The sequence below is a fragment of the Methylobacterium sp. SD274 genome, from assembly GCF_017355285.1.
Classification (GTDB): Bacteria; Pseudomonadota; Alphaproteobacteria; order Rhizobiales; family Beijerinckiaceae; genus Methylobacterium.
The window spans coordinates 111223-136456 of the sequence record NZ_JADIJP010000013.1 but is presented as its reverse complement, the minus strand read 5'-3'; the positions used below and the strand labels follow the sequence as shown (position 1 = coordinate 136456).

Sequence of the window (25234 nt, the reverse complement as noted above, 5' to 3'; positions counted from 1 at the left end):
TCCCTCCCCACAAGGGGGAGGGAAGGCGCGCGACGCATGCGATGCATGAGACCGAAGGCCCTTTAGGGGGAAGTACGTTTTCCCCGTCGCGTCGCCCATTGTCGATCCTTCGAGAGGCCCCCATGCCCGTCTACGATTATGCCTGCGACGCCTGCGGGCCCTTCACGGTGCTGCGCCCGATGGCGCAGTTCAAGGACCCGCATGACTGCCCCGATTGCGGCTCGTCCTGCGGCCGCGCCTTCCTCACCGCACCCAACCTCGCCTCCATGGATGCGGGGCGGCGCAAGGCGCATGCGGTCAACGAGCGGAGCGCCCACGCGCCCCGCAAATCATCGGGGCACGGGGCCGGCTGCGGCTGTTGCTCGGGGGCCTCGAAAACCAAGCAGCCGGCGGCCGCCAAAAGCTTCCCCAACGCGCGGCCGTGGATGATCAGCCACTGAAAGCTGCCACACCCTCCCCCTCTGCGGGGAGGGAAACGGCGCATTGCACTCCCGAATCCAGGAGAACCCCACCGATGATGCATGGCGACATTTCCTCCAGCAACGACAGCGTCGGCGTCGCGGTCGTCAACTATAAGATGCCGCGTCTCCATACGAAGGCCGAAGTCCTGGAGAACGCGCGGAAGATCGCCGACATGGTGGTGGGCATGAAGTCCGGCCTGCCCGGCATGGATCTCGTGATCTTCCCCGAATACTCGACTCACGGGATCATGTATGACGGCAAGGAGATGTACGAGACCGCCTCCGCCGTGCCCGGGGAGGAGACCGCGATCTTCGCCGAGGCCTGCCGGAAGGCGGGTGTCTGGGGCGTGTTCTCGCTCACCGGCGAGCGCCACGAGGAGCATCCGAACAAGGCGCCCTACAACACCCTCATCCTGATGAACGACCAGGGTGAGATCGTGCAGAAATACCGCAAGATCATGCCCTGGACCCCGATCGAGGGCTGGTATCCGGGCGATTGCACCTATGTCTCGGACGGGCCGAAGGGCCTCAAGATCAGCCTCATCATCTGCGACGATGGCAATTACCCCGAGATCTGGCGCGACTGCGCCATGCGGGGCGCCGAGCTCATCATCCGCTGCCAGGGCTACATGTATCCGGCCAAGGAGCAGCAGATCCTGATGTCGAAAGCGATGGCTTTCGCCAATAACACCTATGTGGCCGTGGCCAATGCGGCCGGCTTCGACGGCGTCTATAGCTATTTCGGCCATTCGGCGATCATCGGCTTCGACGGCCGGACGCTCGGCGAATGCGGTACCGAGGAAATGGGCGTTCAATATGCCGCCCTGTCGAAGTTCCTCATCCGCGATGCCCGCGCCAACATGCAGTCGGAGAACCATCTCTTCAAACTGCTGCACCGTGGCTATACGGGCATGATCAACTCGAAAGAAAACGAGCCCGGCAAGGCCGATTGTCCCTACGACTTCTATCGTCGCTGGATCGAGGACCCAGCCGGCACCCGCGAGGCGGTCCGCGCCATCACCCGCCCCGATCTCGGCACGCCGGAATGCTCGATCGAAGGCATCCCCAACGCCGCCAAGTAGGATTTTGCGAAAAGCCTGTTTGCGGTGGTTGTCCAAGGCTTTACCTCATCCTGAGGTGGTCCGCTGGAATGATCGACTTTGACCGATGATCGACTCGGGCATGAGCGTCCGCCGAGAAATTCGATCGAGCAGCCTCTAAACCAGGTCTCGGTGAGCCCGATCCATGCGTCGCGCTGATCGAGACTTGGTTTAGGCAGATCAGTGGAAGCGGACGGTCGGCGCGGTCTCGATCGGAACGTCGATCCGGCAGCGCAGGCCTTCGGCTTGGAAATCGAGCTCGACCGAGCCCGCGAGTTCGCGGGCGATGCCGCCGGTGATGAGCCGGGTGCCGAAGCCGCGGCGCTTCGGCTGCGCCACGGCCGGGCCGCCGCGTTCCCGCCACTCGATTTCCAGCCGCCGCCCACCCATGCCATCCTCGGTGACGCGCCAGATCACCGACAGGCGGCCCTGGCTACCTGACAAGGCACCGTATTTCGCCGCGTTGGTGGTGAGTTCGTGGGCGGTCATCCCCAAGGCCAGTACGTAGCGCGGCGGCAGGTCGATATCGGGGCCGACGAGTTCCATATGGTCCGCCGAACTGCGGTAGGGGCTGAGCTCGTTCTCGAGCACGGCGCGGAGCGGCGCGCCGGTCCAGTCGTCGCGGGTCAGGAGATCGTGGGTCTTCGACAGAGCGAGGATGCGGCCCTCGAACTGCGCCGCCTGCTCCTCGCCGCCGCGCGATTGCCGGGCGAGGGACTGGACCGTGGCGAGGGTGTTCTTCACCCGGTGATTCAGCTCGTGCATCATCGTCACCTGCTGCTCCTGCAGGCTGCGCGTGCGTTCGAGTTCGGCTCGCAGACCGTCCTCGTGCTGCTCGAGCGTGGCGGCCATGGCGTCGAAAGCCTGGCCGAGCTGGCCGAATTCGGAGCGGCCCGTCAGGCCCGACCGGGCGAAGAGCTGGCCGGAACGCCAGGCGCGGGACGCCTTCAACAGCCGCCGCACCGGCTTGCGGATGAAGACGCGGCCGCCGATCAAGGCCGCCACGATGGCGACGAGCGTCCCGAGGAAGATCAGGATCACGCCGCGCCGCGTCGCCGCATCGATATCGGCGAAGGCGGTATCGCGGGCGAGGCCCACGGCGACGGTCATCCCGTCGAGGGCGCCATCGGGACGGACCACGCTGGTGATGCGGCGGATTCCATTGAGACCGGGCATCTCGACGGCGCTTCCGAGGGTGCTGGCCCTGTCCAGACCGGACGCGAAGGCGGCCGGCATCGTCTGACCGACCCAGGAGCCGAGATCGGGATTCTGGACGATGATGGTGCCGCTGCGGTCGGTCACCGTCACGGCGGCGTCCTTGGGCAGCCCGGCATGGGCCAGCCGCTCGCCCAGCCAGGCGGGATCGAAGCCGAAGATGAGCAGGCCGGAGGACCTGTCGCTGGAATCCCGGATCGGATAGGCGAACTGGATGGTGGGAACCCGGCTGCCGCGACCGACCACATATTCCCCGATCACCGGCACGCCCGACTGCATCGCTTTCTGGAAATAGGTCCGGTCCGCGATGGAATAGGCGCCCTGCTCCATTCCCAGGCTGTTGCAGACGAGCTGCCCCTTCGCATCCGCCACGATGAGGATCGTGGCACCGGAAAGCTTTCGGATGATGGAGCGCAGGAAGCTGGTGCACCCCGCCGCTTCCTGGTCGCGGATGAACGGAGCCTCCGCGAGGATATCGAGGAGCTGGCGCATGCCGCTGGCGAACTGGGTGAGGTCTTCCGCCACCGCGCGGGCGTTGCGCATTGCCGAGGCCGTCACGGCATCCTCGCGGGCGCTGCGCAGCGCGTGCTCGTTGAAGCTCTGGACCGCGATGGCAGGGACGAGGGCGAGCACGACCAGCGCGACGATACGGGATGTGAGCGTCATGACGGGAGGTCGGCCATGGGGAACGTTTCAGCCAGACGGACCCGGTGCGGCCGACCGAATCAGCTTGGCCATAATACTGTATGCCTGACTTGGCGGACCAGCCGTATGGGCAATTTGGCGCGGCGCCGGGATTTCTCCGTGACGGTGAACGCTTAATCGTCCCTGTCGAGGCTGGACCGGCGCTCCGCCTGCGGCCACAACCGCGTCAGCGTGAAAGCCCCGAGCGTGACAGCACCGAGGAAGACCACATGAGCGACCGCATCACTCTCAAGGCCGGAGACGGCACCGTGGCGGTGGTCGCGGCGTCCGGTGCCGAGCCCGTCTCCTGGCAGGTGGGTGGGCGGGAGTATCTCTGGAACGGCGATCCGGCGCATTGGAACCGGCATGCGCCCTGGCTCTTCCCGGTGGTCGGCGCCTCGTCCGGCGGCGTGGTCCGGGTGGATGGCACGGCCTATCCGATGGGCCAGCACGGCTTTGCCCGTGACCTGCCCTTCACGATCGTCTCGCAGAGCGACGACAGCGTCACGTTGCGCCTCATCGAGAGCGAGGCGACGCGCGCCCGTTACCCCTATCCGTTCCAGCTCGACATCACCACGCGGGTCGGCCCGGCCCATCTCGATTTCGAGATCTGGATCGAGAATACCGGTGGGACGAACCTGCCCTACGCCCTGGGCTTCCATCCGGCCTTCCCTTGGCCCTTCGCCGGCGGGGAGCGCAAGGCGGGTGGTAGCTACGCGGTGGAGTTCGAGCACCCCGAACGGGCGCTGGCGCCGGAGGTGGGGGATGGCGGCCTGCTCCTGCGCCAGGAGCGTCCGTTCCCCCTCGAAGGCCGCATCCTGCCCCTCGATCCCGACCTATTCGCCGAGGCCATCGTCCTGCGCGATGCGGCGAGCGCACGGATGCGCTTCACCGCGCCCGACGGCAGCGCCATCCGCATGGATGTCTCGGATTTCCCGCATCTCGCCATCTGGACGAAGCCCATGGCGCCGTTCCTGTCCCTGGAATGCTGGACTGGCCATGCCGATTGGGCCGGGTTCGACGACGACCTGACCCGCCGGGATTCACAGCGCCTCATCGCCCCCGGCCAGCGCGTCCGCCACGGGGTCAGCCTTACCCTGGAAGGTCCCCGCTCATGATCCGCCCCGTCGACGAGAACGGCTTCTCGGCCGAAGCCTGGGCGCGCAACGAGACGGCCTACGAGGCCATCCGGACGATGCCGTTCAATGCCGAGCTCGCCGCCGGCACCCTCGGCGAGGCTCGCTTTCGCCACTACATCCTGCAGGACGCGCATTACCTCATCGGCTTCGGCCGGGCGCTGGCCCTGGCGGCGGCGAAGTCGCCGGAGCCCGAGGGTATCGTGCAGTTCGCCAAGGCCGCCGAGACGGCGATCGTGGTCGAGCGCTCCCTCCATGGCGGCTTCTTCCGGGATTACGGCATCACGGCCGAGACCTTCGCGGCGACGCCGCTCTCGCCGGCCTGCGACCATTATGTCTCGTATCTCCTCGCCACGGCCTATGCCGAGCCCTACGAGGTCCTGCTCGGCGCCCTGCTCCCGTGCTTCTGGATCTACGCCGAGATCGGCACCGACATCCTGTCACGGGCAGGCACCGGCAATCCCTACGCCGCCTGGATCGACACCTACGCGGGCGAGGAATTCGGCACCGCCGTCGCCGAGATGATCGCGACCACCGATTCCGCGGCGCTCGGGGTCTCGGCCTCGCTGCGTGAACGGATGCACCGCGCTTTCTCCCGCGCGACGCAGCTCGAATGGATGTTCTGGGACAGCGCTTACCGCGAGGCGGCCTGGCCAGTCTGACCGTCGGGACGCCCGACCCCGGAACAAGGCGGAGGAATTCGCACCGGCTTCGGCACTCCCGGCTTGACGATGCGGACGATGCCGTCGCGCAGGGAGAGCATGTGGCCGCGCTCCACATCGGTCCAGCACTCGTCGCGGGTGAGCGCCTTGGTGGCGATGACGGTCACCACGTCGTCGGTCCGCGTCTCCTGCGCGAAATCCACGTGCCAATCCTCGTCGATGAGGGTCGCGGTGCCGAAGGGCGCGCAGCGGGTGAGGTAGCACAGGCGCTTGCCGCAATGGGCATAGAGCGTCCGGCTGTCGCTGAGCAGCATGTTGAACACGCCGAGCCCGTGCAGCTCGGCGCAGAGTTCAGCGACGGCATTGTCGAGCCGCGCCGGGCTCGGCAGGCTCGGATAGCGGGTTTGCAGCCGGTCGAGCATCCAGCAGAACGCGTATTCGCTGTCGGTGGAGCCCACCGGCTTGAACCAGGTCAGCGGCCACTTCTTCACGCCCTTGAGTTGGCCGTTATGGGCAAAGGTCCAGCGCCGGCCCCAGAGCTCGCGGCTGAACGGATGGGTGTTCTCGAGCCCGACCCGCCCGCGATTGGCCTTGCGCACATGCGCGATCACGATCCGGCTCTTGATCGCGTAGTCGCGCAGCAGCTTGGCGAGGACCGAGCGCGCGCTCGGCTCGGGCTCGTGGAAGGCGCGCGCGCCCCGCCCCTCGTAGAAGGTGATGCCCCATCCGTCGGCGTGAGGCCCGGTCTCCCCGCCGCGCCGGGCGAGGCCCGCGAAGGAGAAACGGATGTCGGTGGGCACGTTCGCGCTCATGCCGAGCAATTCGCACATGGAGGTTCGGGGACTTCGCGTGGGAGGAACGGGTGGGCTTGCGGAGGACGGAGTCCTTGGGGAGACCGCCAAGCTACCCACTCTAGAGGATTTTCCCACCCGCGGGAGCCGGTAATCCTTCCGAAACGCTCCGCTTCACGCAAACAGCCTTCCTCGCGCAGAAAGCCTTGGTCGGCACCGAGAAAGCGCACGACCTTCGGAGGCCATTTCCTCCTGGGATGTAAACGCCGCCGGACCCGCGCGGTCCGGCGGCGCAATGTCCGCCGTAAGGTTCAGAACCGATAGGTGAAGTTGCCCTTCACGGCATGGTCCTGCGCCCGCTCGCCCACCTGGCCCGTATAGGACACACCGAGCGTGGTGCCGCGCGCCACCCGCACGTCGAGCCCGGCTTGTGCCACCAGGGCGTCCCGGCCGATCGGCGTGCCCGTGGTGAGGAAGCTCGGCCCCGTGCCGAAGCTCAGGAGGGCTTTCGGCACCACGTCGCCATAGGCCCGGCGATAGCCAACCAACCCGTTCAGCGAGACCGGCGCACCGGACCCGAGATCGAAGCTGGTCTGGCCGCGCAGGCCCAACGTCGAGGTCGCCACCTCGGTGGTCTGCGCCGCGCTCGTCAGCGCCGCGAGCCCACCCGCTTCGGTGAAGCGGTCGCGCCCGATCGACACGTAGGCCCCGCCCAGGAAGGGCTCGATATAGGTCGGCTGGACCGGGGCCGGAGCCGCCCCGCCCTTGGCGACCAGGACGGGCTGGGCAGCGCCCAGGAAGAAGCGGTAGCCCACCTCGCCGAAGCCCTGCACGGTCGAGCCGCCGTAGCGGGCCGTGTCGTTGTCGGAGAACCCGGCGAAGCTCACGACCCGGCTCATGCGGCTCGACTGGTCGGCATAGACCGCACCGAGGCGTAGCGCGAAGGCCCCCCGCTCGAAGCCGCCATAGACGCCGCCGAAGCCGCTTTCGATCGTGCCCGATGAGAGGCGCCCTGCGCTGTCGAGGCTGGTCGCGGTGTAGCCACCGGCCACGCCGAGGCGGAAGCCGGTCTCCAGACGGAGATCCGCACCGAGCACGAAGCCGGAGGTCTGGCGCGAGAGCCCGGCGGCGTTGCCGTCGCTCCGGGCCTGGCCGAAGCTGCCGAAACCCTGTCCCCAGAGCCCGAACACGCGCGGGTCGAGAACCCGCACGGGCACGGGCGCCACCGGAGCGGACCGACCCGGCAGGTCGGCCGTGTAAGTGGCCGGCAGGCTGCCGTAATCGGCGACCTCCGCCGCGCCCCAGCGCAGGCGGTCGAGGATGGCCTCGCGCACGAAGAAGGCGGTCTCGAACTGGGCGCTCGCGGCACTGGCGTGGATGTCGCCGGTGAGCGCGCCGAAGGCGGCGCGCGCCTCGGGCGTGGTCAGTCCGACGGTGCGCCCGTAGAGGGCGGAGCCCGCGCCGCCCGCCTGGATGGCGTCGGCGACGCCGGCCTGATTGCGGGTCTGGGCGATGGTGGAGAAGGCGATGTCGTTGCGGGTCAGCGTCAGGTCGACCGCGCCCGCGCTGTAGCGGAGGGTCGGGGTGAGGAAGGCGAAGTTGGAGGTGACGCCGGCGAACTGCCCCGTGACGCCGCGGGCGGCGGTCAGGACGGTGTAGCTCGTGCGCGGGTCGTAGCGGCCCGCACCGGCCAGCACCTGGACGGTGCCGCCGTCGAGGGTGGCGGTGCCGGTCGCCGCGACGCGGTCGGACTGGCCGGCGGCATTGGCTTCGACCTGCAAGGTGGAACCGGGCGCGAAGCTGGCATTGCCGGCCACGTTGAGGGTGCCGATGGAATTGCCCGGCGCCACCGCCGCGCCGGACCGGGCCACGAGCCCGCCCACCGTGCCGGTGCCGCCGATGGCGGCGCCCGCGCCCACCGTCACCACGGAATGCGCGAGGCTGCCGTTCACGTCCAGACGCCCCTGCGCGACGCCCGTGAGGCCGCTGAACGTGCTGGTGCCGGTGAGGTTGAGAGTACCGGATCCGGCCTTGGTCAGGATGCCGGTGCCGGCGATGGAATTCGCCAGCGTTCCGTCGGTGGACTGGTCGAGGATCAGGCTGGCATTGTCGGTGATGGCACCCGAGCCGAGGCTGGCGGCGGAGGCGACGAGGGTGCCGCCCGCGATCGTGGTGCCGCCCGAATAGGTGTTCGTGCCGGTGAGGGTGAGCGTGCCGGTGCCGGCCTTCGTCAGGGAGCCGGTTCCGCCGATATCGTTCCGCCAGGTGTCGCTGGCGTCGTACCCGCCCTTGGCGGCGTCCATCGTCACCGTGACGGCGCCGTTGAAGGCGCCGTAGCCGTCCGCCGCCGCTACGAGATTCAGGCGGCCCCAGCCGTCATAGGTGTTGCCGTCGAGCAGCGGGTAGCCCGAGGACAGGCCCGTCGTCGCCAGCACCTCCCGCCGCTGGGCGTCGCTGAGATAGGGGAAGCGGGTGAGGAGCAGAACCTGCGCCTGGACCGGCACCTCGGCGGCCGTCAGGGGCGTGCTGGGTCCGGTCGGCTGGAAGCCGTAGGTCATCCGGGCGGTGTAATCCGCCTTGTTCTGCGCGGCGTTGCCGAAGGAATCGGCCGCTCCGGAGGCCGCGCCTGCGGCGAGGCACCCCGCCACGGTCCCCGCCCCGCAGCTCGCGGCCAGGTAGGATTGGGTCTGCTGGTAGGCCTGATACACGGCGTAGGCGCCGGCATTGGCCGGGTTGGTCCAGTCGATCCGGTTGCCGGCCGCGTCGTAGAGGGCGGCGTAGATGTTGGTGGCGGCGATCGCCGTCGACTGCATGCGGCCGCCCATCACGTCGAGGGGCGAGTGCATGCCGGTCAGAATGCGGTTGTTACCGAGCTCGGAGGCACGGGTCAGGAGTTCCTGCATCCGCTGCGGGACGAGGAAGCCGACACCGAGGCTCTGGAGATAGCCCGAATTGGTGTGGCCGCTCGGATAGCCACCATCCGCGTAGGCATTCGTGGTGTTGGTGCGGGGGTTGAGCAGCGTCGGCACGTCGACCGCCGTGCTGACGCGGAACGGACGGGGCGAGGTCCCGATTCCCGGAACGTACTCGCCGACCCCGAACGTCGTCGGGTTGAAGGCGCCGGTGGAGCCGAAGGAGCCGACATTGGGAGCCGTCAGCGGTCGTCCGCCATTGGCATCGATCATCTCCTGGGTGACTGTGAAGCCCTTCACCCAGCGCTCGGTCGTTCCGTAGACCGCTGGAACGGGGAAATTGGAGAGGTAGCCGGGCACGACGAAGTTCGCCGTGTCCGCGGTGGTCAGGCCCGCCTTGTTCGTGATGGCGTTGTAATCGTTGAAGCGGGGCGCCAGGGGGTCGATGGCCGGATTGGGGCCCTGGTAGCGCCCGAAGACCCGCTTCGACGGTTCCGTCGAAGCATTGGCCCGGACCGTGTTGTCGATGAAGCTGACCGCCGCCGCGAGGGGTGTCGCCGTCCCGTCGCCGAAGCTCGTCGCGCCTCCGCTCGCGCTCGCGCCGGTGCTGAGGTTGGCCGCGTAGTCGGCCAGCGTCGTCGTCGCATAGGTGGTCGGCGTGAGGCTCGTCGGCCGGGTGCCGGTGAACGAGGCCCCGGCCCCGGTGAGGTAGGCGGAGGTGAGGGGGCCGAGCCCGTTCAGGATGCTGTAGGCCTGTACGGTGCGGTCGTCGTGGATCGCCGCCAGGGTCTGGTCCGCATTCCGGGCCTGCGTCATCCCGACCACCGTCTGGTAGTTCTGGATCATGACGGCGGGATTGGACGTCATCAGGCCGATGTAGCTGTCGAGGACGCGCGGAATGACCGTCCCGGGGACGACCGAGGTGCTGTTCGTGAAGCCGATGCCCGGCGAGGTCGGAATCTGCTGCGCCTGCGCACCGACCGGCAGGAGGCACGTCGCGGCAAGCAGGGCGGTCTTGAGTGGTGTGGACACGGAAGCCTCGCACGGAAAAAAGCAGCAGCCTGTTGGCGGCGCGGTGCTAGCTTGGCCGTAAGACGATGCCGTGACGAAAATCGCCTGGCGCGAACACGGCAGGGCATTCGTGGCGCGCGTGTAGCGCCGGATGGCCGTTCCCGGCGCGATGGACGAAGGCTGAAGAACGGCGCTGGGAGAATGGCGGCATCGCCCGCCGAGGTGCGCGCCAGCGCTTTCGCCGCCGCGCCCGATCCTCTAAGCCGCTCAGCGAGCCTCGGTTTCCCGGGGCGATTTGCACAGAGTGCCGATGGACCGGGATCCGATCGCCTTCACCTGGCGGACCGCGCGGAGCGAGCATGTCGCCGCGGTCGGGCTCGCGCTCGGTCTCGGGGGCCCACTCGCGTTTCTCGCGCTGCTGTGCATGCGCGACCTCGTGGGCGTCCAGGTCCACGATACCGAAACGGCGGGCCGGTTCCTGCGAATCACCGCGACGCTGCCGTGGCGGACGGGCGACGCGGAGCCGTTCGTCGCCTTTGCCGGCTGGGCCCTGCCCACGGCCGATCTCGTGCGCGCGGCCTTCCTCGGCCTGGCGGCGGCGGCCCTGGCCTCGGCCGGCCTCGGCTGGGCGGTGGCGCGCCTCTGCTTCCAGGCGCAGGCGCGCACGGTGGCGGCCCTGCATGGTCGGGTCACCGAGGCGATCCTGCGCGCGCCGCCGAGCGCCCGCGACGAGGCGCGCGCCCTGGCGCAGATCCTGGCCGACATGCTGGGCCGCCTCGACACCCTGTTCGGACTGGCGGTCCTGGTGCCGGCGCTGGCGATCGGCAGCGGGATCCTCGCCCTGATTCTCGCCGCGCTGGCCGCCCCGCGCCTGATGCCCACCGTGGCCGTCGGCCTCCTGGCATCCGGGCTCGCCCGCGCCCTGATCCAGCGGCGTGTGCACGATCGCGCGGCTTTGCGTCTACGGGCCGGGGGGGCGGCGGGGCGGGCCCTCGCCGATCTCATCCGGCGGATGCCGGCGGTACGCGCTCACGGCGCGGCGGCCTTCGAGCGCAGCCGCCTCGCCGCCAAGGGGGCCAGCACCCGCGACGCGTTGGCGGCATCGGAATCGCGCCTCGCCTATGCGCGCGCGCCGTCCACGGCACTCGTCATCCTGCTGCCTGCCATCGTCGTGGCGGTGGCGCTCTGGCGCGGGCACGACGGCACGACGATGCCGGTGGAGCCCGGTGCCCTGGTGGCGGCCGGCGGCGGCTTCGCCCTCGCCGTTCTGGCCCTGGCGGTGACGCTACGCCTGCGCTCGATCCATGAGGCCGTGGCGCCGGTCTTCCGGGATCTGGCGGCGACGCTCGTGTCCCTCGAAGGGCGCGGCGGCAACAGGCCCGGCGCCTTCGCCGCTCTGCCGAAGGGAGGGAAACTCGCCGCGTCCGGCGTCGGCGTCTACGATCCCGCCAGCGGCGAACGCCTCGCCGGCGTCGACGTCACCGTGGCGATGCCCTCCCACCTCGCCATCGTGGGCGAGCGCGGCAGCGGCGCGCGGGCACTGGCCGCCCTGCTGGCCGGACAGCTCGAACCCACCGCGGGCGCGGTGACCTATGACGGGATCGACCTGCGCAGCCTCGACCCGGCCGAGCGCGCCAGCCACATCGCGCTGGCCGGCGCCGAGGCGATCCTGATCGAAGGCACGCTGGAACAGAACATCCTCTACGGCGCCGCGCGGCAGGAAAAGCCGTCCGAGGCGGACCTCATCGAGGTGCTGCACCTGACCGGGCTCGACACCTTCGTCTATGCGCGCGGCCTCGAAGGAACGGTGGACCCGAACGCCGAGCCCGGCATCGCCGATTCCATCGTCTCCGCCCGCCACGCCGTGCGCGAGGCCCTGGCTGAGGACAAGGCGGCGCGGCTGGTGGAGCCGTTCGATCCCGCCCGCTACAACCATCAGGCGACGGTGGGCGAGAACATCCTGTTCGGCGAGGCCGTGGGACCGGCCTTCTCCGGCAGCCATATCGCGGCCCATCCCTACCTGCGCGCCGTGCTCGAGGCCGAGGACCTGACCCGGCCATTCACCGAGATCGGGCTGCAGGTGGCGCGCAGCACCATCGAGATCTTCGCGGACCTTCCGGACGACCACCCGCTCTTCGACGCGTTCTCGCTGTTTCCCGCGGCCGAGCGCGGGTTCTTCGAAGATCTCGTCAGCCGTCAGCCGGAGGCGAAGGGCTGGCGCCGGGGCCCGGCGGGCCAGCGCGACCGCAAGCGCCTGATCGGATTGGCGCTTCGCTACAGCGAGACCCGGCACCGGTTCGGCCTCATCGACGCCGCCTTCGAGGACCGGATCGTCGCCGCACGCCACTCTTTCGCGCGGCTTCTGCCTCAGAACCTGCGCTCGGCGGTGGAATTCTACGATCCCGACCGGCTGAACCCGGCCGCCAGCCTGGAGGAGAACCTCCTGTTCGGCCGCATCAACGGCGAGGAGGCCGGGGCGGAGCCGCGCGTGCGAGCCCTGGTGCGCCGGGTCCTCGTGCAGCAGGGCCTCGAATCAACCGTCTACCGGCTCGGCCTCGCCAGCCGCGTGGAGCCGGGCATGGGCGGCGGCGGGGCGAGCCTCGGGGAGAACGCCATCGGCTCGCGCGAGCGCATCGGCATCGACCTCGCCCGCTGCCTCGTGCGCAAACCGGACATCGTGGTCGTCGCCATCGCGCTGGACGACGGCAAGGCCGCCGAGATCAGGACGCGCCTCGCCAGCCTGCGCGCGGCGCGAGCCGGCCGCGGCCTCATCGTCTGCCTGCCGAGTACCGATACGCTCGACGCGAACGATCCCTTCGGCGCGGTGCTGCATGTGGAGCGCAACACGGTGATGGCCGCCTGACGGGGCCGTGACACGCCCCTCCTCGTCGCCGGTGGCCCGTCCGACATTGCCAGCCGCTGTCCCCTCCGGTCCGCTTCGCCACGCCGCTGCCGCTGAACGGCGGCGAGGCTAGGCTGGCAGGAACGCCATCGCATCCACCTCGACCAACATGTCGGGGAATGCCAGTGCCGCAACGCCGATCAATGCGCTGGCCGGTGGGCATTCGGCGTCGATCCAGCGATCGCGCACAGCCCGGATGATTGGGAGCTGGCTTGGATCATAGTCCCGGACATAGATCGTGAGACGCGCGACGGCGCTGAAATCGGCGCCCGCCGCGTGGAGCGTCGCCTGCATATTCCGGAACACCCGATCGAGCTGAGTCGCCAGATCCCCGCCGACCACTTCGCCGGCGCCATCGAAGGGGACATGGCCCGAGAGGATGAGCAATCGGCCCTCCGAAACCAGCATCGCCTGCGAGATGCCGGGAATCGAGGGACCGGGCGGATTGATGGGTCGCAGCATCTCGATGCTCCATTGCCGGCATGGGGTGACAACCCACGAATGCCAGGCCGACGATATCTCCCTCCGATGTGATCTTCGCGACAGAGCGTCCCTCGATCCGCCGCACCTCCACATTTCGGTCGGCGTCAATGATCGTCGGTCGACCAAAGAAGAAGGGCGGCGGCGCTTCCCCTATTGCCGCCCCATTGGGATGGGATAAGCAAGGCTTCGTGCACCCTGTTGCACGGTGTCGGCGGTCGGTCGGCGCATCCCTCTCCAGGGCCGGGCATGGTCGTTCTACCCTCGCCAGTCGTACAGCGCCGCGCCGTTGCCTGGCTTCTCCTGCTGGCTCTGGGGCTCGCCGCGCCGGACATCGCACGGGCGCAATCGGCCAAGGCCACGGCTCCGATCCCGGCGGCGACCCTCGCGCTGATGAGCCAGAAGGGCACCAGCGCCTCGGCGCCGGTCCTGTTCAGAGCCTACAAGAAGGAATCCGAGATCGAGATCTGGAAGAAAGCCGCCAGTGGGCGCTTCGTCCATATCAAGACCTTTCCGATCTGCCGCTGGTCGGGCCAGCTCGGCCCCAAGCGCAAGACCGGCGACCGCCAGACGCCGGAAGGGTTCTACTCGGTGCCCCCGCGCCAGATGAACCCGAATTCGAGCTACTACCTCTCCTTCGATGTCGGCTACCCCAACGCCTATGACCGCGCGCACGGCTTCACCGGCTCGGCCGTGATGGTCCACGGCGTCTGCTCGTCGATGGGGTGTTTCGCCATGACCGACCAGGTCGTGGGCGAGATCTACGCCATCGCGCGTGACGCCTTCGCCGGCGGACAGGCGGCGTTCCAGTTCCAGTCCTACCCGTTCCGGATGAGCGCGGCGAACATGGCCCGCTACCGGACGGACCCGAACATCGCCTTCTGGCGCCAGCTCAAGGAAGGCTCGGACCGGTTCGAGGCGACGGGCGAGGAGCCCAACGTCACCGTCACCGCCGGCCGCTACGCCTTCCTTCCCTATAAGGACCCCGCCCTGGAATCGCTGGTGACGGCGCGCCGGGTGCAGGAGGAGGCCCGCATCGCAAGCTTGGTGGAGGATGGGAGCGCTGCCGTGCGCACCACCTATTCGGACGGGGCACAGCATCCCTTCTGGGCCGCCCTCTCCGCCAAGGGCGTCTCGCTCGGCGATGTCAGCCGGCCCGAGGCCCTCGCCTATGCCGGCCAGGACGTGATCGTGATTCCGGCCCAGCGCCGCCCAGTCCTCGTCGCCGAGGCGGTCTGGTCGCGCTGGATGGTGGCGGCTTCGGTTCCCGCGCTCATGCGGGTGCGCGGGTTCAAGCCGGCCTACGAGCAGGCGCCGCCGCGCTTCGCCGCCCTCGTCATGCGCTACGATCAGACCCTGCCGACGATGCTCTCGGCCTCGCTCACCGGGCAGATGCCGGCCCCGACCTCGCCGGCCATCATCGAGACCCTGGCGCAGCGCTAACCCTACGGATAAGCGGGTTCCCCTCTCCCCGCGTGCGGGGAGAGGATCACAGGCACGTTGTCGTGCCTGTGATGAGCGGAGCGAGGGTGAGGGGGCGAAGTCGGAGAAGACTCCTTCGGAATCGCCCCCTCACCTTCGGCTGCCGCCTCGACGCGCTCCCCGACGAGGGGAAGACGCGTCCCTCTCCCCGCAAGCGGGGCGAGGGGATGCTCACGCCCGGACCGCACGTGGTCGATCAGCTCAGCCGAAGGCTCAGCGGCCGCCCCTCTCACGGCCCCGCGCTCGACAGGCGCGCGGGCGGCGCTCCGCGCAGGGCGGTGCTGACGGGGACGAGGCGAACGCCGCGGGCTTCGAGGTCACGCGCCCAGCGGGCGATCCGCTCGATCGTCATCGGCATGGCGCCCGCCGAGGCCAGCGCGAACCCGTTGGCCTTGGCCTGGGCCTCCAGCCGGGCGAGTTCGCGGTCGATCGCGTCCGCCTGCGGCAAGGCATCGAGGACGATCTCGGCGCGGGCGACGGGGATCTTGAGCTTGCCGCCGAGAGACGTCGCCAGCGAGCGCGACGACGCGCCGTCATCCACGAAGCCGAGCCCCCTCGCGCCGATCTCGCGCAATACCGGCTCGAAGGCGGCGGCATCGCCTTCGAGCTTGGCTCCCATGAAGTTCACGAGACCGACATAGCCTCCGAACCGGCTCATGACCCAGGACAGACGGTCCAGGTTTTCCGGCGGCCGCGAACTCGTCAGCATGGTCTGCGGGCCGGGATCGCTGTCGGGATAATCGAACGGCTCCATCGGCGCCTGGACCAGGATCTCATGGCCGAAATCACGGGCGCGGGCGACGCTGCGTTCGAGATCGCCGCCATAGGGTGAGAAGGCGAGGCTGATCGCCGGCGGCAGCTTGGTGATGGCGCCCGCCGTCGCGGCCTGCCCGACGCCGAGGCCCGTGACCAGAATGGCGATGCGCGCGCCCGGCACACCCGCATCGGGATCGGGGCGGGCATAGACGTCGAGGGGCCGGCGGCGGCCGTCGCCGATCTTCGGCACGCTGCCATGACGGCCCCTCTCCAGCAGGCGAGGATCGGGCGCGGCCAGGCGCACGGGCTCGCTGTCGGGCACGCGGATGATCACCGCATCGGTGGCGGCGGCACCGGCCGGCCGCACCACACGGACGCCCGAGGCCGTCTCGACCTCGCCGGCCGAACGCGGCGCCGACGACGCGGGCGGAGGCTCGGGGGCCTTCGCCACGGGAGCGGGGGCCGCCGGTTCGCGCAGGGTGATCGCCGCGAAAGCGGCGGGCTCGCCCCCCTGGGGATCGCCGGTCACGGCGAGGATCGTGATTCCGATGGCGAGGCCGGCCGCCGCGAGGGCGACCAAGGTCGGCGGGCTCATCCGGGGCATCGAGACACCGCGCAGCCGCTGGCCGAGCGTGCGGGACGCCGCAGCACTCTTGGTTCCCAGCGGACGGGTCAGGATGTCGTCGGTGGCCACGGTCAGCCGTTTCCCTGAGGGCTCGCGAACGACCGAGGCGGGCTTATCGTGTGAGAAACGAAGCGGCCCGCCGAGTCGGTCTGACCGACATTGCGGGCCGCGCTGGTTAACGTTTCTTTAAATCCCGCGACGCCGGCGGCGTTTCAGGATGGAGCCGTGATCTTCAGTTCGGAACGGCGGCCTTCGGCGTGTTGGCCGCGCCCTTCTGGATACCCCGGATGAAATCCACGGCGGCGATGAGCTGCTTGTCCTTGGCCGGATCCGGCGGGACGTAAGCGGACGAACCGCCGCGCTCCTCGACATCCTTCTGCTTGAGGTGCCCCTTCAGGCCGGCCTCGCCCTTGGTCTCGTCCTTGCCCTTCAGCTCGTCGGGAATCTCCTGCAGGACCTCCTGGTCCGGCTCGATGCCCTTGGCCTGGATCGAGCGACCCGACGGCGTGTAGTAGCGCGCCGTGGTGAGGCGCAGCGCGCCGCTGCCGCCGAGCGGGATGATCGACTGGACCGAGCCCTTGCCGAAGGAGCGCGTGCCGAGCACGGTGGCGCGCTTGTGATCCTGCAACGCGCCGGCCACGATCTCGGAGGCCGAGGCGGAGCCGCCATTCACCAGGACGACGATGGGCTTGCCCTTGGTGAGGTCGCCGGACTTGGCCGAGAAGCGCTGGGTCTCGTCCGGGTTGCGGCCACGGGTGGAGACGATCTCGCCCCGGTCGAGGAACGCGTCGGAGACCGACACCGCCTGGTCGAGGAGGCCGCCCGGATTGTTGCGCAGGTCGAGGACGTAGCCCTTCAGCTTGTCCTGGCCCACTTCCCCGGAGAGCTTGTCGATGGCGTTGCGCAGGCCGTCATAGGTCTGCTCGGTGAACTGCGTCAGGCGGATGTAGCCGACATCGCCGCCCTCGGCGCGCGAGCGCACCGGCTTGATCTTGATGACGTCGCGGTTGAGCACGACGTCGATCGGATCCTTGGATTCCTTGCGGGAGATCTTGAGCTTCACCGGCGAGTTCACCGGGCCGCGCATCTTGTCGACGGCCTGGTTCAGGGTGAGACCCTGGACCTGGTCCTCGTCGATCTGCGTGATGATGTCGTTGGTGAGGATGCCGGCCTTGGAGGCGGGGGTGTCGTCGATGGGGCTGACCACCTTGATCAGGCCGTCCTCCATCGTGACCTCGATGCCGAGGCCGCCGAACTCGCCCTTGGTCTGCACCTGCATGTCACGGAAGCTCTTCGAGTCCATGTAGCTCGAATGCGGGTCCAGCGAGGTGAGCATGCCGTTGACGGCCGCCTCGATCAGCTTGGCCTCGTCGGGCTTCTCGACATAGTCGGTCCGCACCTTCTCGAACACGTCACCGAACAGGCTGAGCTGGCGGTAGGTCTCGGCGGAAGCCGCCACCGCGCTGGTCCCGGAGAGCAGATGCGTCTGGGTGGCGAGGAGTGAGGAACCGACGCCAAGGAACGCGCCGGCCAGGACTAGGGAAATCTTGCGCATTATCCGCGAACCTTCTCGCTGGGGCTCTTCGCCCACCAAGGCTCCGGATCGATGGAGCCGCCGTCTTTCCTGAACTCGACGTACAAGACCGGTCCGTCGCGGTCGCCCGGTGTGGCGCCCTGGCCGCCCTCACCCATAGCTGCCACCGGTTCCCCCGCAAGCACGAACTGTCCGACCTCGACGTTGATCTGATCCATACCGGCCAGCAGCAGATAGTAGCCATCGCCGGCATTGATGATCAAGAGTCGTCCATACGAGCGGAACTGCCCGGCGAACGACACCCACCCATCGGATGGAGAGGAAACCACCGCCTTGGGGCGGGTCGCGAGCGATATGCCGCGGGTCGTTCCGCCATTGCCGTCGGGCTGGTTGAAGCTGCGCAGCGTCGTGCCGCTCACCGGCCTCGGCACGTCGCCGCGTGTGTCCACGAAGCGGATCTTGGGGGCGAGCCGCGCGGGATCGCGTGTGCCGGCCGCCGCGAACCGCTCCTGGGTCGCCCGCGCTTCCTTCGTCTCGGCGGCGCGGGCCTCCTCCGCCGCCCGGCGGGCCGAGGCGACCTCGTTCTCCATCCGGTCGAGGAGTTCCTTCAGGCTTTTCGCCTGGACACCGAGCTCGGCCGTGCGCGCGCGCTCGGTGACGAGACCACTCTCGACTTCGGCGAGCCGGGTACGGCGGGCCGTAATGAGGGCGTTGAGCCGCTGCTGCTCCCGGGCCCAGCCGGCGAGGTCGTTCTGCAGGCCCTCGCGATCGGCGGCGATGAGGCCCTTCAGGCGCACCATCTCGGTGAGGTCGGCGGCCAGGGTCTCGGCCTCGCCACGCAGTTCGGGTACCACCGCGCCGAGCAGCATCGAGGTGCGGATGACGGCGAGCACGTCCTCCGGCTGGACCAGGACCGCCGGGGGCGGCCTCCGTCCCATGCGCTGCAGGGCGGCGAGGATCTCGGCGATGACGCCCCGTCTGGCTTCGAGGGAGCGGCGGATGCCGGCTTCGCTGGCGGTGAGCGTCTTCAGGCGCTCCTCCAGCCGGCTCATCCTGCCCTCCGTCGCCTGCGCCTGACGGGCGGCGTCGAGGAGGGCCGCATTCAGCTTGGCCCGGTCTCCGGCGACCGAGGCGACCTCCGCTTCGAGCTTCGCCCGCGCACCGGTGGAGGCGGCGAGCTGCTCCTCGATCCGCTTCAGGTTCTCGGCGCGGCGAGCTTTCTCGTCGATGGCGCGCTGGATCGCGTCGGCGCCGGCGGCATCCTGCGGTTTCGGTGCGTCCTGCTGCTTTGGAGCGTCCTGTGCGTAGGCCGGACCGAGCGTCAGCACCGCCATCGCCGCATAGGCAGCGATACGGATCGCTCCGCCGTCAGGCCCGCGCCGCGCGTGTCCGCCCCTCATGCGTCGATGTCGCCCCGATGATAGGGATGCCCTGCCAGGATCGTCAGCGTTCTGTACACCTGCTCCAGCGCCAGCACGCGCACAAGGCCGTGAGGCAGGGTGGCCGCCCCGAAGGCGAGGGAGAGGTCGGCGCGCGCGCGCACCGCCGGCGCGAGTCCGTCGGCGCCACCGATGGCGACGACCAGCGTCGCCGTGGCCGCGTCGCGCCAGGACGCGATCCGCTCGGCGATGCGTTCGCTGGTCCAGTCCGAGCGCCCGCGCTCGTCATAGACCAGCAGCACGCTCGATGAGGCCGGGGCATGGGACAGGATCGCCGCCCCCTCCTCCACGCTGCGGTCGACGGCGCGCCGGGCGCGGCTCTCAGGAATCTCGACGACGTCGCAGGCGGTGAGACCCAAGCCACGACCGAGCTGGACCGCACGTTCGCGATAGCGGGATGCGAGGTCCCGTTCGGGTCCGGGTTTGAGGCGACCGACCGCCGTGACGAGCAGACGCACGCGTCAGGCGCCCCGCGCCATCGATCCGATGCTCAGCCGGCCAGCAGGTCGGTGGTCGGACGGTCCGCGCCCCACATCTTCTCGAGATTGTAGAAGCCGCGGACTTCCGGCCGGAAGATATGGACGATGATGTCGCCGGTATCGATCAGAACCCAGTCGCAGGCGGGCATGCCTTCGACCCGGGCCGTACCGAAGCCCTTGCTCTTCATTTCCTGCAGGATGCGGTCGGCGATGGCGCTGACATGGCGCTGCGAGCGGCCGGAGGTGATGATCATCGTGTCGGCCAGCGAGGTCCGACCGGCGAGATCGATCTCGATGGTCTCCTCGGCCTTCATGTCTTCGAGACAATCGAGCGCGAGCGTCTTCAGATCACCGATCCTCTGATCGGCGGCGTGGTCGGAACCTGTGGCTCCAGAATGGTGCGAATCGGTCAGTGTCTCGATTCCCGAAGTGACGGCGGTCATTGTATCTGAACAATCTATAGTCTGGAGAGAGTGGAACGATCACTCTCCGTTTTCAAGAGTCGCGACGCGCTCGTCACCGTCCCGCCCTCAGGGCGGTGGACGACAAGGTCGAGCGCGGGCCGTGGAGAAACACCCAGGCCGGGGGTTCGAGATCGGCGAGGAGGCCCGCATCCGATTCGTCGATGCGCCACCGGCCCATGGCCTGCGCCCCTCGGGCACTCGTCGCCGTCAGGGTGAAACCGGGCCTATCGATGATCGCGATCGGCATCATGGCGGCGATAGCACGAAAATCGCGCCAGCGGTGAAATGCCGCGAGAGAGTCGGCGCCCATGATCCAGACGAAGCGGACGCCTGGATGCCTGGCCCGGAGATAATCCAGGCTCTGGCGCGTGTAACGGGCCCCGATCCGCGTCTCGAAATCGGTGATGGCGATGCGCGGATGGTTTGCCACGGCCTCGGCGATGGCGATCCGGCGATCGAGGGGGGCGAGCGCCGAGCGGTCCTTCAGCGGGTTGCCCGGCGTGATCATCCACCACACCCGGTCGAGGGCGAGCCGCTTCAACGCCACCAGGCTCACATGCCGGTGGCCGAGATGAGCCGGGTTGAACGACCCGCCATAGAGCCCGATCCGCAGGCCGGGCGCGGCGGGAGGCAGCCGGGCGAGCCCGGCCGCATCAAGCCGCATGGAGAATGCCGGCCATCCGCATCAGGGACGGGTCTGCCCACGGCCGTGGACCCGATACTTGAAGGTCGTCAGCTGCTCCACGCCCACGGGGCCTCGCGCATGCATGCGCCCGGTGGCGATGCCGATCTCGGCGCCGAACCCGAACTCGCCGCCATCGGCGAATTGCGTCGAGGCGTTGTGGGTGACGATGGCCGAATCGACCTCCGCCAGGAAGCGCGCCGCCTCGGCGGCGTCGGCCGTGACGATGGCGTCGGTATGGTGCGAGCCGTTGGCCTCGATATGGGCGATCGCGGCGTCGAGCCCGTCCACCACCTTCACGGCGATGATGGCGTCGAGATACTCGGTGCGCCAGTCGATCTCGGTGGCGGCGGTGACCCGTGCATCCACCGCCTGGGTCGCCGCATCGCCGCGGACGCTGCAGCCGGCCTCGATCAGCGCCGTGACCAGGGGGGCGAGGTGGGTCTCCGCCACGGCGGCATCGACGAGCAGGGTCTCGGCGGCGCCGCAGATGCCGGTGCGGCGCATCTTGCTGTTGATCACCAGCGTGCGCGCCATGTCGAGATCCGCGCCGGCGGCCACGTAGACGTGGCAGATGCCGTCGAGATGGGCGAAGACCGGCACCTTGGCCTCGGCCTGGACCCGCTCCACGAGGCCGCGCCCGCCCCGGGGCACGATGACGTCGATGCAGCCATCAAGGCCCGACAGCATGGCGCCCACCGCCGCGCGGTCGCGGGTGGGGACGATCTGCACCGCATCCGCGGGCAGGCCGGCGGCTTCCAGCCCCTCGCGCATGGCACGCGCGATGGCCATGGCGGTGCGGTGGCTGTCCGACCCGGCGCGAAGGATCGCGGCGTTGCCGGCCTTGAGGCAGAGGGCGCCCGCATCGGCGGTGACGTTGGGGCGGCTCTCGAAGATGACGCCGACGACGCCGAGCGGCACGGCGATCCGCTCGATCAGCAGCCCGTTCGGGCGCTCGAACGCCGCGAGCTGGCGACCGACGGGATCGGGCAGCGCGCCGATCTTGGCCACCGCATCGGCCATGGCGGCGAGCCGGCCCTCGTCGAGGGTGAGGCGGTCGATCAACGCCTGGGTCTGGCCGCTCGCCGTGGCGGCGGCGACGTCGCGGGCGTTCTCGGCGAGAATCGCGTCCCGGCTCGTCCTCAGGCAATCGGCCACCTGGCGAAGGGCGACGTCCTTCGCCTGAGCCGAAGCCTGGGCGATCTTGCGGGCGGCCGCACGGGCCCGGTGGCCGATCTCCTGCATCTGCTCGGTAAGATCGGGAGCGGCGGCGAAATCGGATCTCAGATTCAGAACGGGCACGGTCTGTTTCCTCGCAGCTCACCGTTCAAGGCGATGGCGGCATGTTGACTGTGCCCTCATGCCACGCGTTAAGGCAGCAAAACAAGCACATTGCTCAATATTCGAGCCTATTCCCCGACCATTGCGAGGTCATCGCGATGCACCATTTCAGAACGACCGGGATGAGTAAGCAATTCCGCGATCTCCCGACTCGGGCGACCGATGATCTGCGCAGCCTGTGCACTGTCATAGGCCACGAGGCCACGCCCCAGGGTGCGTCCCTGCACGTCCCGAATGATCACCGCGTCCCCGCGCCCGAAGCTGCCCGACAATCCGGTGACGCCGACCGGCAGAAGGCTCGCGCCGCCCTGCAAGGCACGGGCCGCCCCGGCATCGACCACGAGGACGCCGCGCGGTTCCAATGATCCGGCGATCCAGGCCTTGCGGGCGGCGACGGGGTTCGAGCCGGACAGGAACCAGGTGCATCGCCCGCCCTGCAGGACGGTGCGAAGGGGGTTCTTCTCGCGTCCGTCGGCGATGACCATGTGGGTGCCGCCGCTGGCGGCGATCTTGCCCGCCTCGACCTTGGTGCGCATGCCACCGCGGGACAGTTCCGAGGCCGGCCCGCCCGCCATGGCCTCGATCTCGGGCGTGATCCGCTCGACGAGGGGCAGGTGCCGCGCCTCCGGGTCGGTGGCGGGGGGGGATGTGTAGAGCCCGTCGATATCGGAGAACAGCACCAGGACGTCGGCCCCGATCATGGTGGCGACGCGGGCGGCAAGACGGTCGTTGTCGCCGTAGCGGATCTCGCTGGTGGCGACCGTATCGTTCTCGTTGACCACCGGCACGGCCCGGACTTCGAGGAGCTTCAGCACCGTGGCGCGGGCATTGAGGTAGCGGCGGCGCTCCTCGGTGTCCTGCGGCGTCACCAGGATCTGGCCGGCCGCAATGCCATGATGGCCGAGCGCCTCGGCCCAGTAGCGCGCCAGGGCGATCTGCCCCACGGCGGCGGCGGCCTGGCTCTCCTCCAGCCGGAGCGTGCCGGGGGCGTAGCCGAGTACCGTCCGCCCCAGGGCGATGGCGCCCGAAGAAACCACGAGGACATCCACGCCCCGCGCATGCAGATCGGCGATGTCCTCGGCGAGAGCCGCGAGCCAGGCATGGCGCAGGCGACCGCGCGCGCGGTCGACGAGAAGCGCCGAGCCGACCTTGATGACGACGCGGCGAAAATCCTGAAGGACGGGGATCTGGGACAAGGCGGTTTGGGCAGAAGAGGTCATGGCACGGGGGTGTAGGCGAACGCGATATCCGTGTGAACGAAGTCCTCGCCCTTGAACAGCAGCGGCAGCGCATGGGTCTTGGCCACAGCGTAGGCGAGACAATCGCCGAAGTTCAGTTTTGCGGGATGTCCCCTGCCCCTACCGAAGCGAACGAAGGCCGCGGATGCGATGCCGAACATCTCCTCATCGAAGGACACGACCCGAACCGAAGGCCGGTTCAGGAAATCCGTCACAAAGATCGACGCATCCTGTAGCCGGGATTCGAGGACCATGCGGATTTCGACGAGCGTCGGCGCGCCGATCAGGGCGTACCGCGTAGCGATGAGATAGGAGAACGCCTCCTCTTCAGGCTCGCACAAGGCGATCGCGACGACCGCCGACGTATCGAGCACGATCAAATCGGGAGCCCGTCCTCACCGTACATATCACCATGATCCGACGTGGACCCCGCACATTTGCTCGCCGCGCTCCGTCGTGCGAGCGCACGCAGGGATTCGTAATCCGCCCTTTGACCGGGTGTCAGATCGTTGAGCGGCGCAGTCTGTATGTCTGTGCCATGCGCCTGGCGTGTCCGCGCAGGCTTCGGCTCGTAAAGCGACGAACGGAGGGAAGCCACGACCGCCTCCTCGAGGCTCACGCCGCGACGTTCAGCAAGTTCGCGGGCCAGGGCATAGGCTTCGTCATTCTCGACGATCAACGTTTCCGTCATCCCGGCCTCTTCGTCCACGGCTGGTCATGAAATCTAGCTCAGACCATCCCATCCGTCATCAAGGCTGCCAAGCCTCAGCCGGCCGTGCCTCGGCCTCTGCCGCCTTGGCCTCCATCATCTCCCGGGTGATCGCGCGCAGAGCGTCCTGCACACCGAGGCCGGTGGCCGAGGACAGGATCAGCGGCTTCGCCTTGGAGGCCCGCTTCAGGCGCGCGACCTGCTCTTTCAGGGTGTCGGGATCGACGGCATCGGATTTCGACAGGGCGACGATCTCGTGCTTGTCGGCGAGGCCGTTGCCATAGGCTTCGAGTTCCTTGCGGACGAGCTTGTAGGTCTTGCCGGCATGCTCGCTCGTGGCCTCCACGAGGTGGAGCAGCACACGGCAGCGTTCCACATGGGCGAGGAACTTGTCGCCGAGGCCGACGCCGTCATGCGCGCCCTCGATCAGGCCGGGAATGTCGGCGAGCACGAATTCGCGCTCGTCCGAGCGGACCACGCCAAGGCCCGGATGCAGGGTGGTGAAGGGATAATCGGCGATCTTGGGCCTGGCCGCCGTCACCGTCGCGAGGAAGGTCGACTTGCCGGCATTGGGCAGGCCGACGAGGCCGGCATCGGCAATGAGTTTCAAGCGCAGCCAGATCCACTGCTCATGGCCTTCGAGGCCCGGATTGGCGTGTTTGGGCGCGCGGTTCGTCGAGGTGGTGAAATAGGCGTTGCCGAAGCCGCCATTGCCGCCCTTGGCCAGGCGCACGCGCTGCCCGATATGGGTCATGTCGGCGATCAGGGTCTCGCCATCCTCGGCGATGATCTCGGTTCCGGCAGGCACCTTCAGCACCACATCCGCCCCGTTGGCGCCGTGGCGGTTCGAGCCCATGCCGTGCTCGCCCTTCTTGGCCTTGAAATGCTGCTGGTAGCGATAGTCGATCAGCGTGTTGAGGCCGTCGACGCACTCGACCCAGACATCGCCGCCACGGCCGCCATCGCCGCCGTTGGGGCCGCCGAACTCGATGAACTTCTCGCGCCGGAACGCGACGCAGCCGGCGCCGCCGTCACCGGAGCGGACATAGACCTTGGCTTCGTCGAGGAATTTCACGGGTGTTCTCGTCTCTGTCTTGGGTTCGCTTGTGCCCTGCCCCCCATCTGGGGCCG

21 protein-coding genes are annotated in these 25234 nt (G+C 68.9%); 6 read left to right on the top strand and 15 right to left on the bottom strand.

Annotated features, from left to right (window positions below; all coding sequences use genetic code 11):
• The first annotated feature begins 122 nt into the window (after positions 1-122).
• A complete protein-coding gene (locus IPV08_RS13340) occupies positions 123-440 on the top strand; it encodes a zinc ribbon domain-containing protein (RefSeq protein WP_018041701.1) in 318 nt (105 codons plus the stop codon).
• Between the two features lie 74 nt (positions 441-514).
• Positions 515-1543, top strand: a complete 1029-nt coding sequence (locus IPV08_RS13335) for an aliphatic amidase (RefSeq protein ID WP_207412218.1) — start codon at positions 515-517, stop codon at positions 1541-1543.
• A 198-nt stretch (positions 1544-1741) separates the two neighbouring features.
• On the opposite strand, the gene IPV08_RS13330 is transcribed toward IPV08_RS13335, so the two are convergent.
• Entirely contained in the window at positions 1742-3442 is a 1701-nt protein-coding gene (locus IPV08_RS13330; RefSeq protein WP_207412217.1) for an HWE histidine kinase domain-containing protein, read from the bottom strand.
• Positions 3443-3690: 248 nt separating this feature from the next.
• Between IPV08_RS13330 and IPV08_RS13325 the strand changes: the two genes are divergently transcribed.
• On the top strand, positions 3691-4578 hold the full coding sequence (locus IPV08_RS13325; RefSeq protein WP_207412216.1) for an aldose 1-epimerase family protein: 888 nt from the start codon (positions 3691-3693) through the stop codon (positions 4576-4578).
• Positions 4575-5258 (top strand): TenA family protein, encoded by a 684-nt coding sequence (locus tag IPV08_RS13320; protein WP_207412215.1) that lies wholly within the window; start codon positions 4575-4577, stop codon positions 5256-5258. The genes IPV08_RS13325 and IPV08_RS13320 overlap by 4 nt, the downstream gene beginning before the upstream one ends.
• Here IPV08_RS13320 and IPV08_RS13315 read toward each other — a convergent pair.
• Together IPV08_RS13315 and IPV08_RS13310 are read right to left on the bottom strand one after the other, a co-directional pair.
• The gene (locus IPV08_RS13315; RefSeq protein ID WP_056422280.1) at positions 5231-6088 is read right to left on the bottom strand and encodes a class II glutamine amidotransferase; all 858 of its coding nucleotides are present in this window, start codon (positions 6086-6088) and stop codon (positions 5231-5233) included. The genes IPV08_RS13320 and IPV08_RS13315 overlap by 28 nt on opposite strands.
• A 272-nt stretch (positions 6089-6360) precedes the next feature.
• Positions 6361-9993 (bottom strand): autotransporter domain-containing protein, encoded by a 3633-nt coding sequence (locus IPV08_RS13310; RefSeq protein WP_348646120.1) that lies wholly within the window; start codon positions 9991-9993, stop codon positions 6361-6363.
• A 289-nt stretch (positions 9994-10282) separates the two neighbouring features.
• On the opposite strand from IPV08_RS13310, the gene IPV08_RS13305 reads away from it, so the two are divergent.
• Positions 10283-12835 (top strand): ABC transporter ATP-binding protein, encoded by a 2553-nt coding sequence (locus IPV08_RS13305; protein WP_207412214.1) that lies wholly within the window; start codon positions 10283-10285, stop codon positions 12833-12835.
• A gap of 108 nt (positions 12836-12943) precedes the next feature.
• Here IPV08_RS13305 and IPV08_RS13300 read toward each other — a convergent pair whose 3' ends face one another.
• Positions 12944-13336, bottom strand: coding sequence for a RidA family protein (locus IPV08_RS13300; protein ID WP_207412213.1), 393 nt, complete (start codon positions 13334-13336; stop codon positions 12944-12946).
• Between the two features lie 267 nt (positions 13337-13603).
• On the opposite strand from IPV08_RS13300, the gene IPV08_RS13295 reads away from it, so the two are divergent.
• Positions 13604-14797, top strand: a complete 1194-nt coding sequence (locus tag IPV08_RS13295) for a murein L,D-transpeptidase family protein (protein WP_207412212.1) — start codon at positions 13604-13606, stop codon at positions 14795-14797.
• 268 nt (positions 14798-15065) lie between these two features.
• Here IPV08_RS13295 and IPV08_RS13290 read toward each other — a convergent pair whose 3' ends face one another.
• From IPV08_RS13290 to obgE, 11 genes are all read right to left on the bottom strand, one after another.
• The gene (locus IPV08_RS13290) at positions 15066-16292 is read right to left on the bottom strand and encodes a divergent polysaccharide deacetylase family protein (protein ID WP_207412222.1); all 1227 of its coding nucleotides are present in this window, start codon (positions 16290-16292) and stop codon (positions 15066-15068) included.
• Positions 16293-16449: 157 nt separating this feature from the next.
• A complete protein-coding gene (locus tag IPV08_RS13285) occupies positions 16450-17772 on the bottom strand; it encodes a S41 family peptidase (RefSeq protein ID WP_056422300.1) in 1323 nt (440 codons plus the stop codon).
• Complete coding sequence (locus tag IPV08_RS13280; protein WP_207412221.1) at positions 17772-19085, bottom strand: peptidoglycan DD-metalloendopeptidase family protein; 1314 nt, start codon at positions 19083-19085, stop codon at positions 17772-17774. The genes IPV08_RS13285 and IPV08_RS13280 overlap by 1 nt, the downstream gene beginning before the upstream one ends.
• A 62-nt stretch (positions 19086-19147) precedes the next feature.
• Positions 19148-19648, bottom strand: coding sequence for a 23S rRNA (pseudouridine(1915)-N(3))-methyltransferase RlmH (rlmH, locus tag IPV08_RS13275; RefSeq protein WP_056422305.1), 501 nt, complete (start codon positions 19646-19648; stop codon positions 19148-19150).
• A 32-nt stretch (positions 19649-19680) separates the two neighbouring features.
• On the bottom strand, positions 19681-20112 hold the full coding sequence (gene rsfS / locus IPV08_RS13270) for a ribosome silencing factor (RefSeq protein ID WP_200919009.1): 432 nt from the start codon (positions 20110-20112) through the stop codon (positions 19681-19683).
• Between the two features lie 73 nt (positions 20113-20185).
• Positions 20186-20797 carry a nicotinate-nucleotide adenylyltransferase gene (locus tag IPV08_RS13265; RefSeq protein ID WP_056422307.1) on the bottom strand — a complete coding sequence of 204 codons (612 nt, stop codon included), beginning with the start codon at positions 20795-20797 and terminating at the stop codon, positions 20186-20188.
• 21 nt (positions 20798-20818) lie between these two features.
• Positions 20819-22117: a glutamate-5-semialdehyde dehydrogenase gene (locus IPV08_RS13260; RefSeq protein ID WP_207412211.1), complete on the bottom strand. Its 1299-nt coding sequence runs from the start codon at positions 22115-22117 to the stop codon at positions 20819-20821.
• Positions 22118-22224: 107 nt separating this feature from the next.
• Positions 22225-23376, bottom strand: a complete 1152-nt coding sequence (gene proB / locus IPV08_RS13255) for a glutamate 5-kinase (protein ID WP_207412210.1) — start codon at positions 23374-23376, stop codon at positions 22225-22227.
• Positions 23373-23768: a type II toxin-antitoxin system VapC family toxin gene (locus IPV08_RS13250; RefSeq protein WP_348646121.1), complete on the bottom strand. Its 396-nt coding sequence runs from the start codon at positions 23766-23768 to the stop codon at positions 23373-23375. The genes proB and IPV08_RS13250 overlap by 4 nt, the downstream gene beginning before the upstream one ends.
• Positions 23769-23770: 2 nt before the next feature.
• Positions 23771-24085 carry a type II toxin-antitoxin system VapB family antitoxin gene (locus tag IPV08_RS13245; protein ID WP_207412208.1) on the bottom strand — a complete coding sequence of 105 codons (315 nt, stop codon included), beginning with the start codon at positions 24083-24085 and terminating at the stop codon, positions 23771-23773.
• 58 nt (positions 24086-24143) lie between these two features.
• Positions 24144-25178 carry a GTPase ObgE gene (obgE, locus tag IPV08_RS13240; RefSeq protein WP_056422324.1) on the bottom strand — a complete coding sequence of 345 codons (1035 nt, stop codon included), beginning with the start codon at positions 25176-25178 and terminating at the stop codon, positions 24144-24146.
• Positions 25179-25234: the final 56 nt, after the last annotated feature.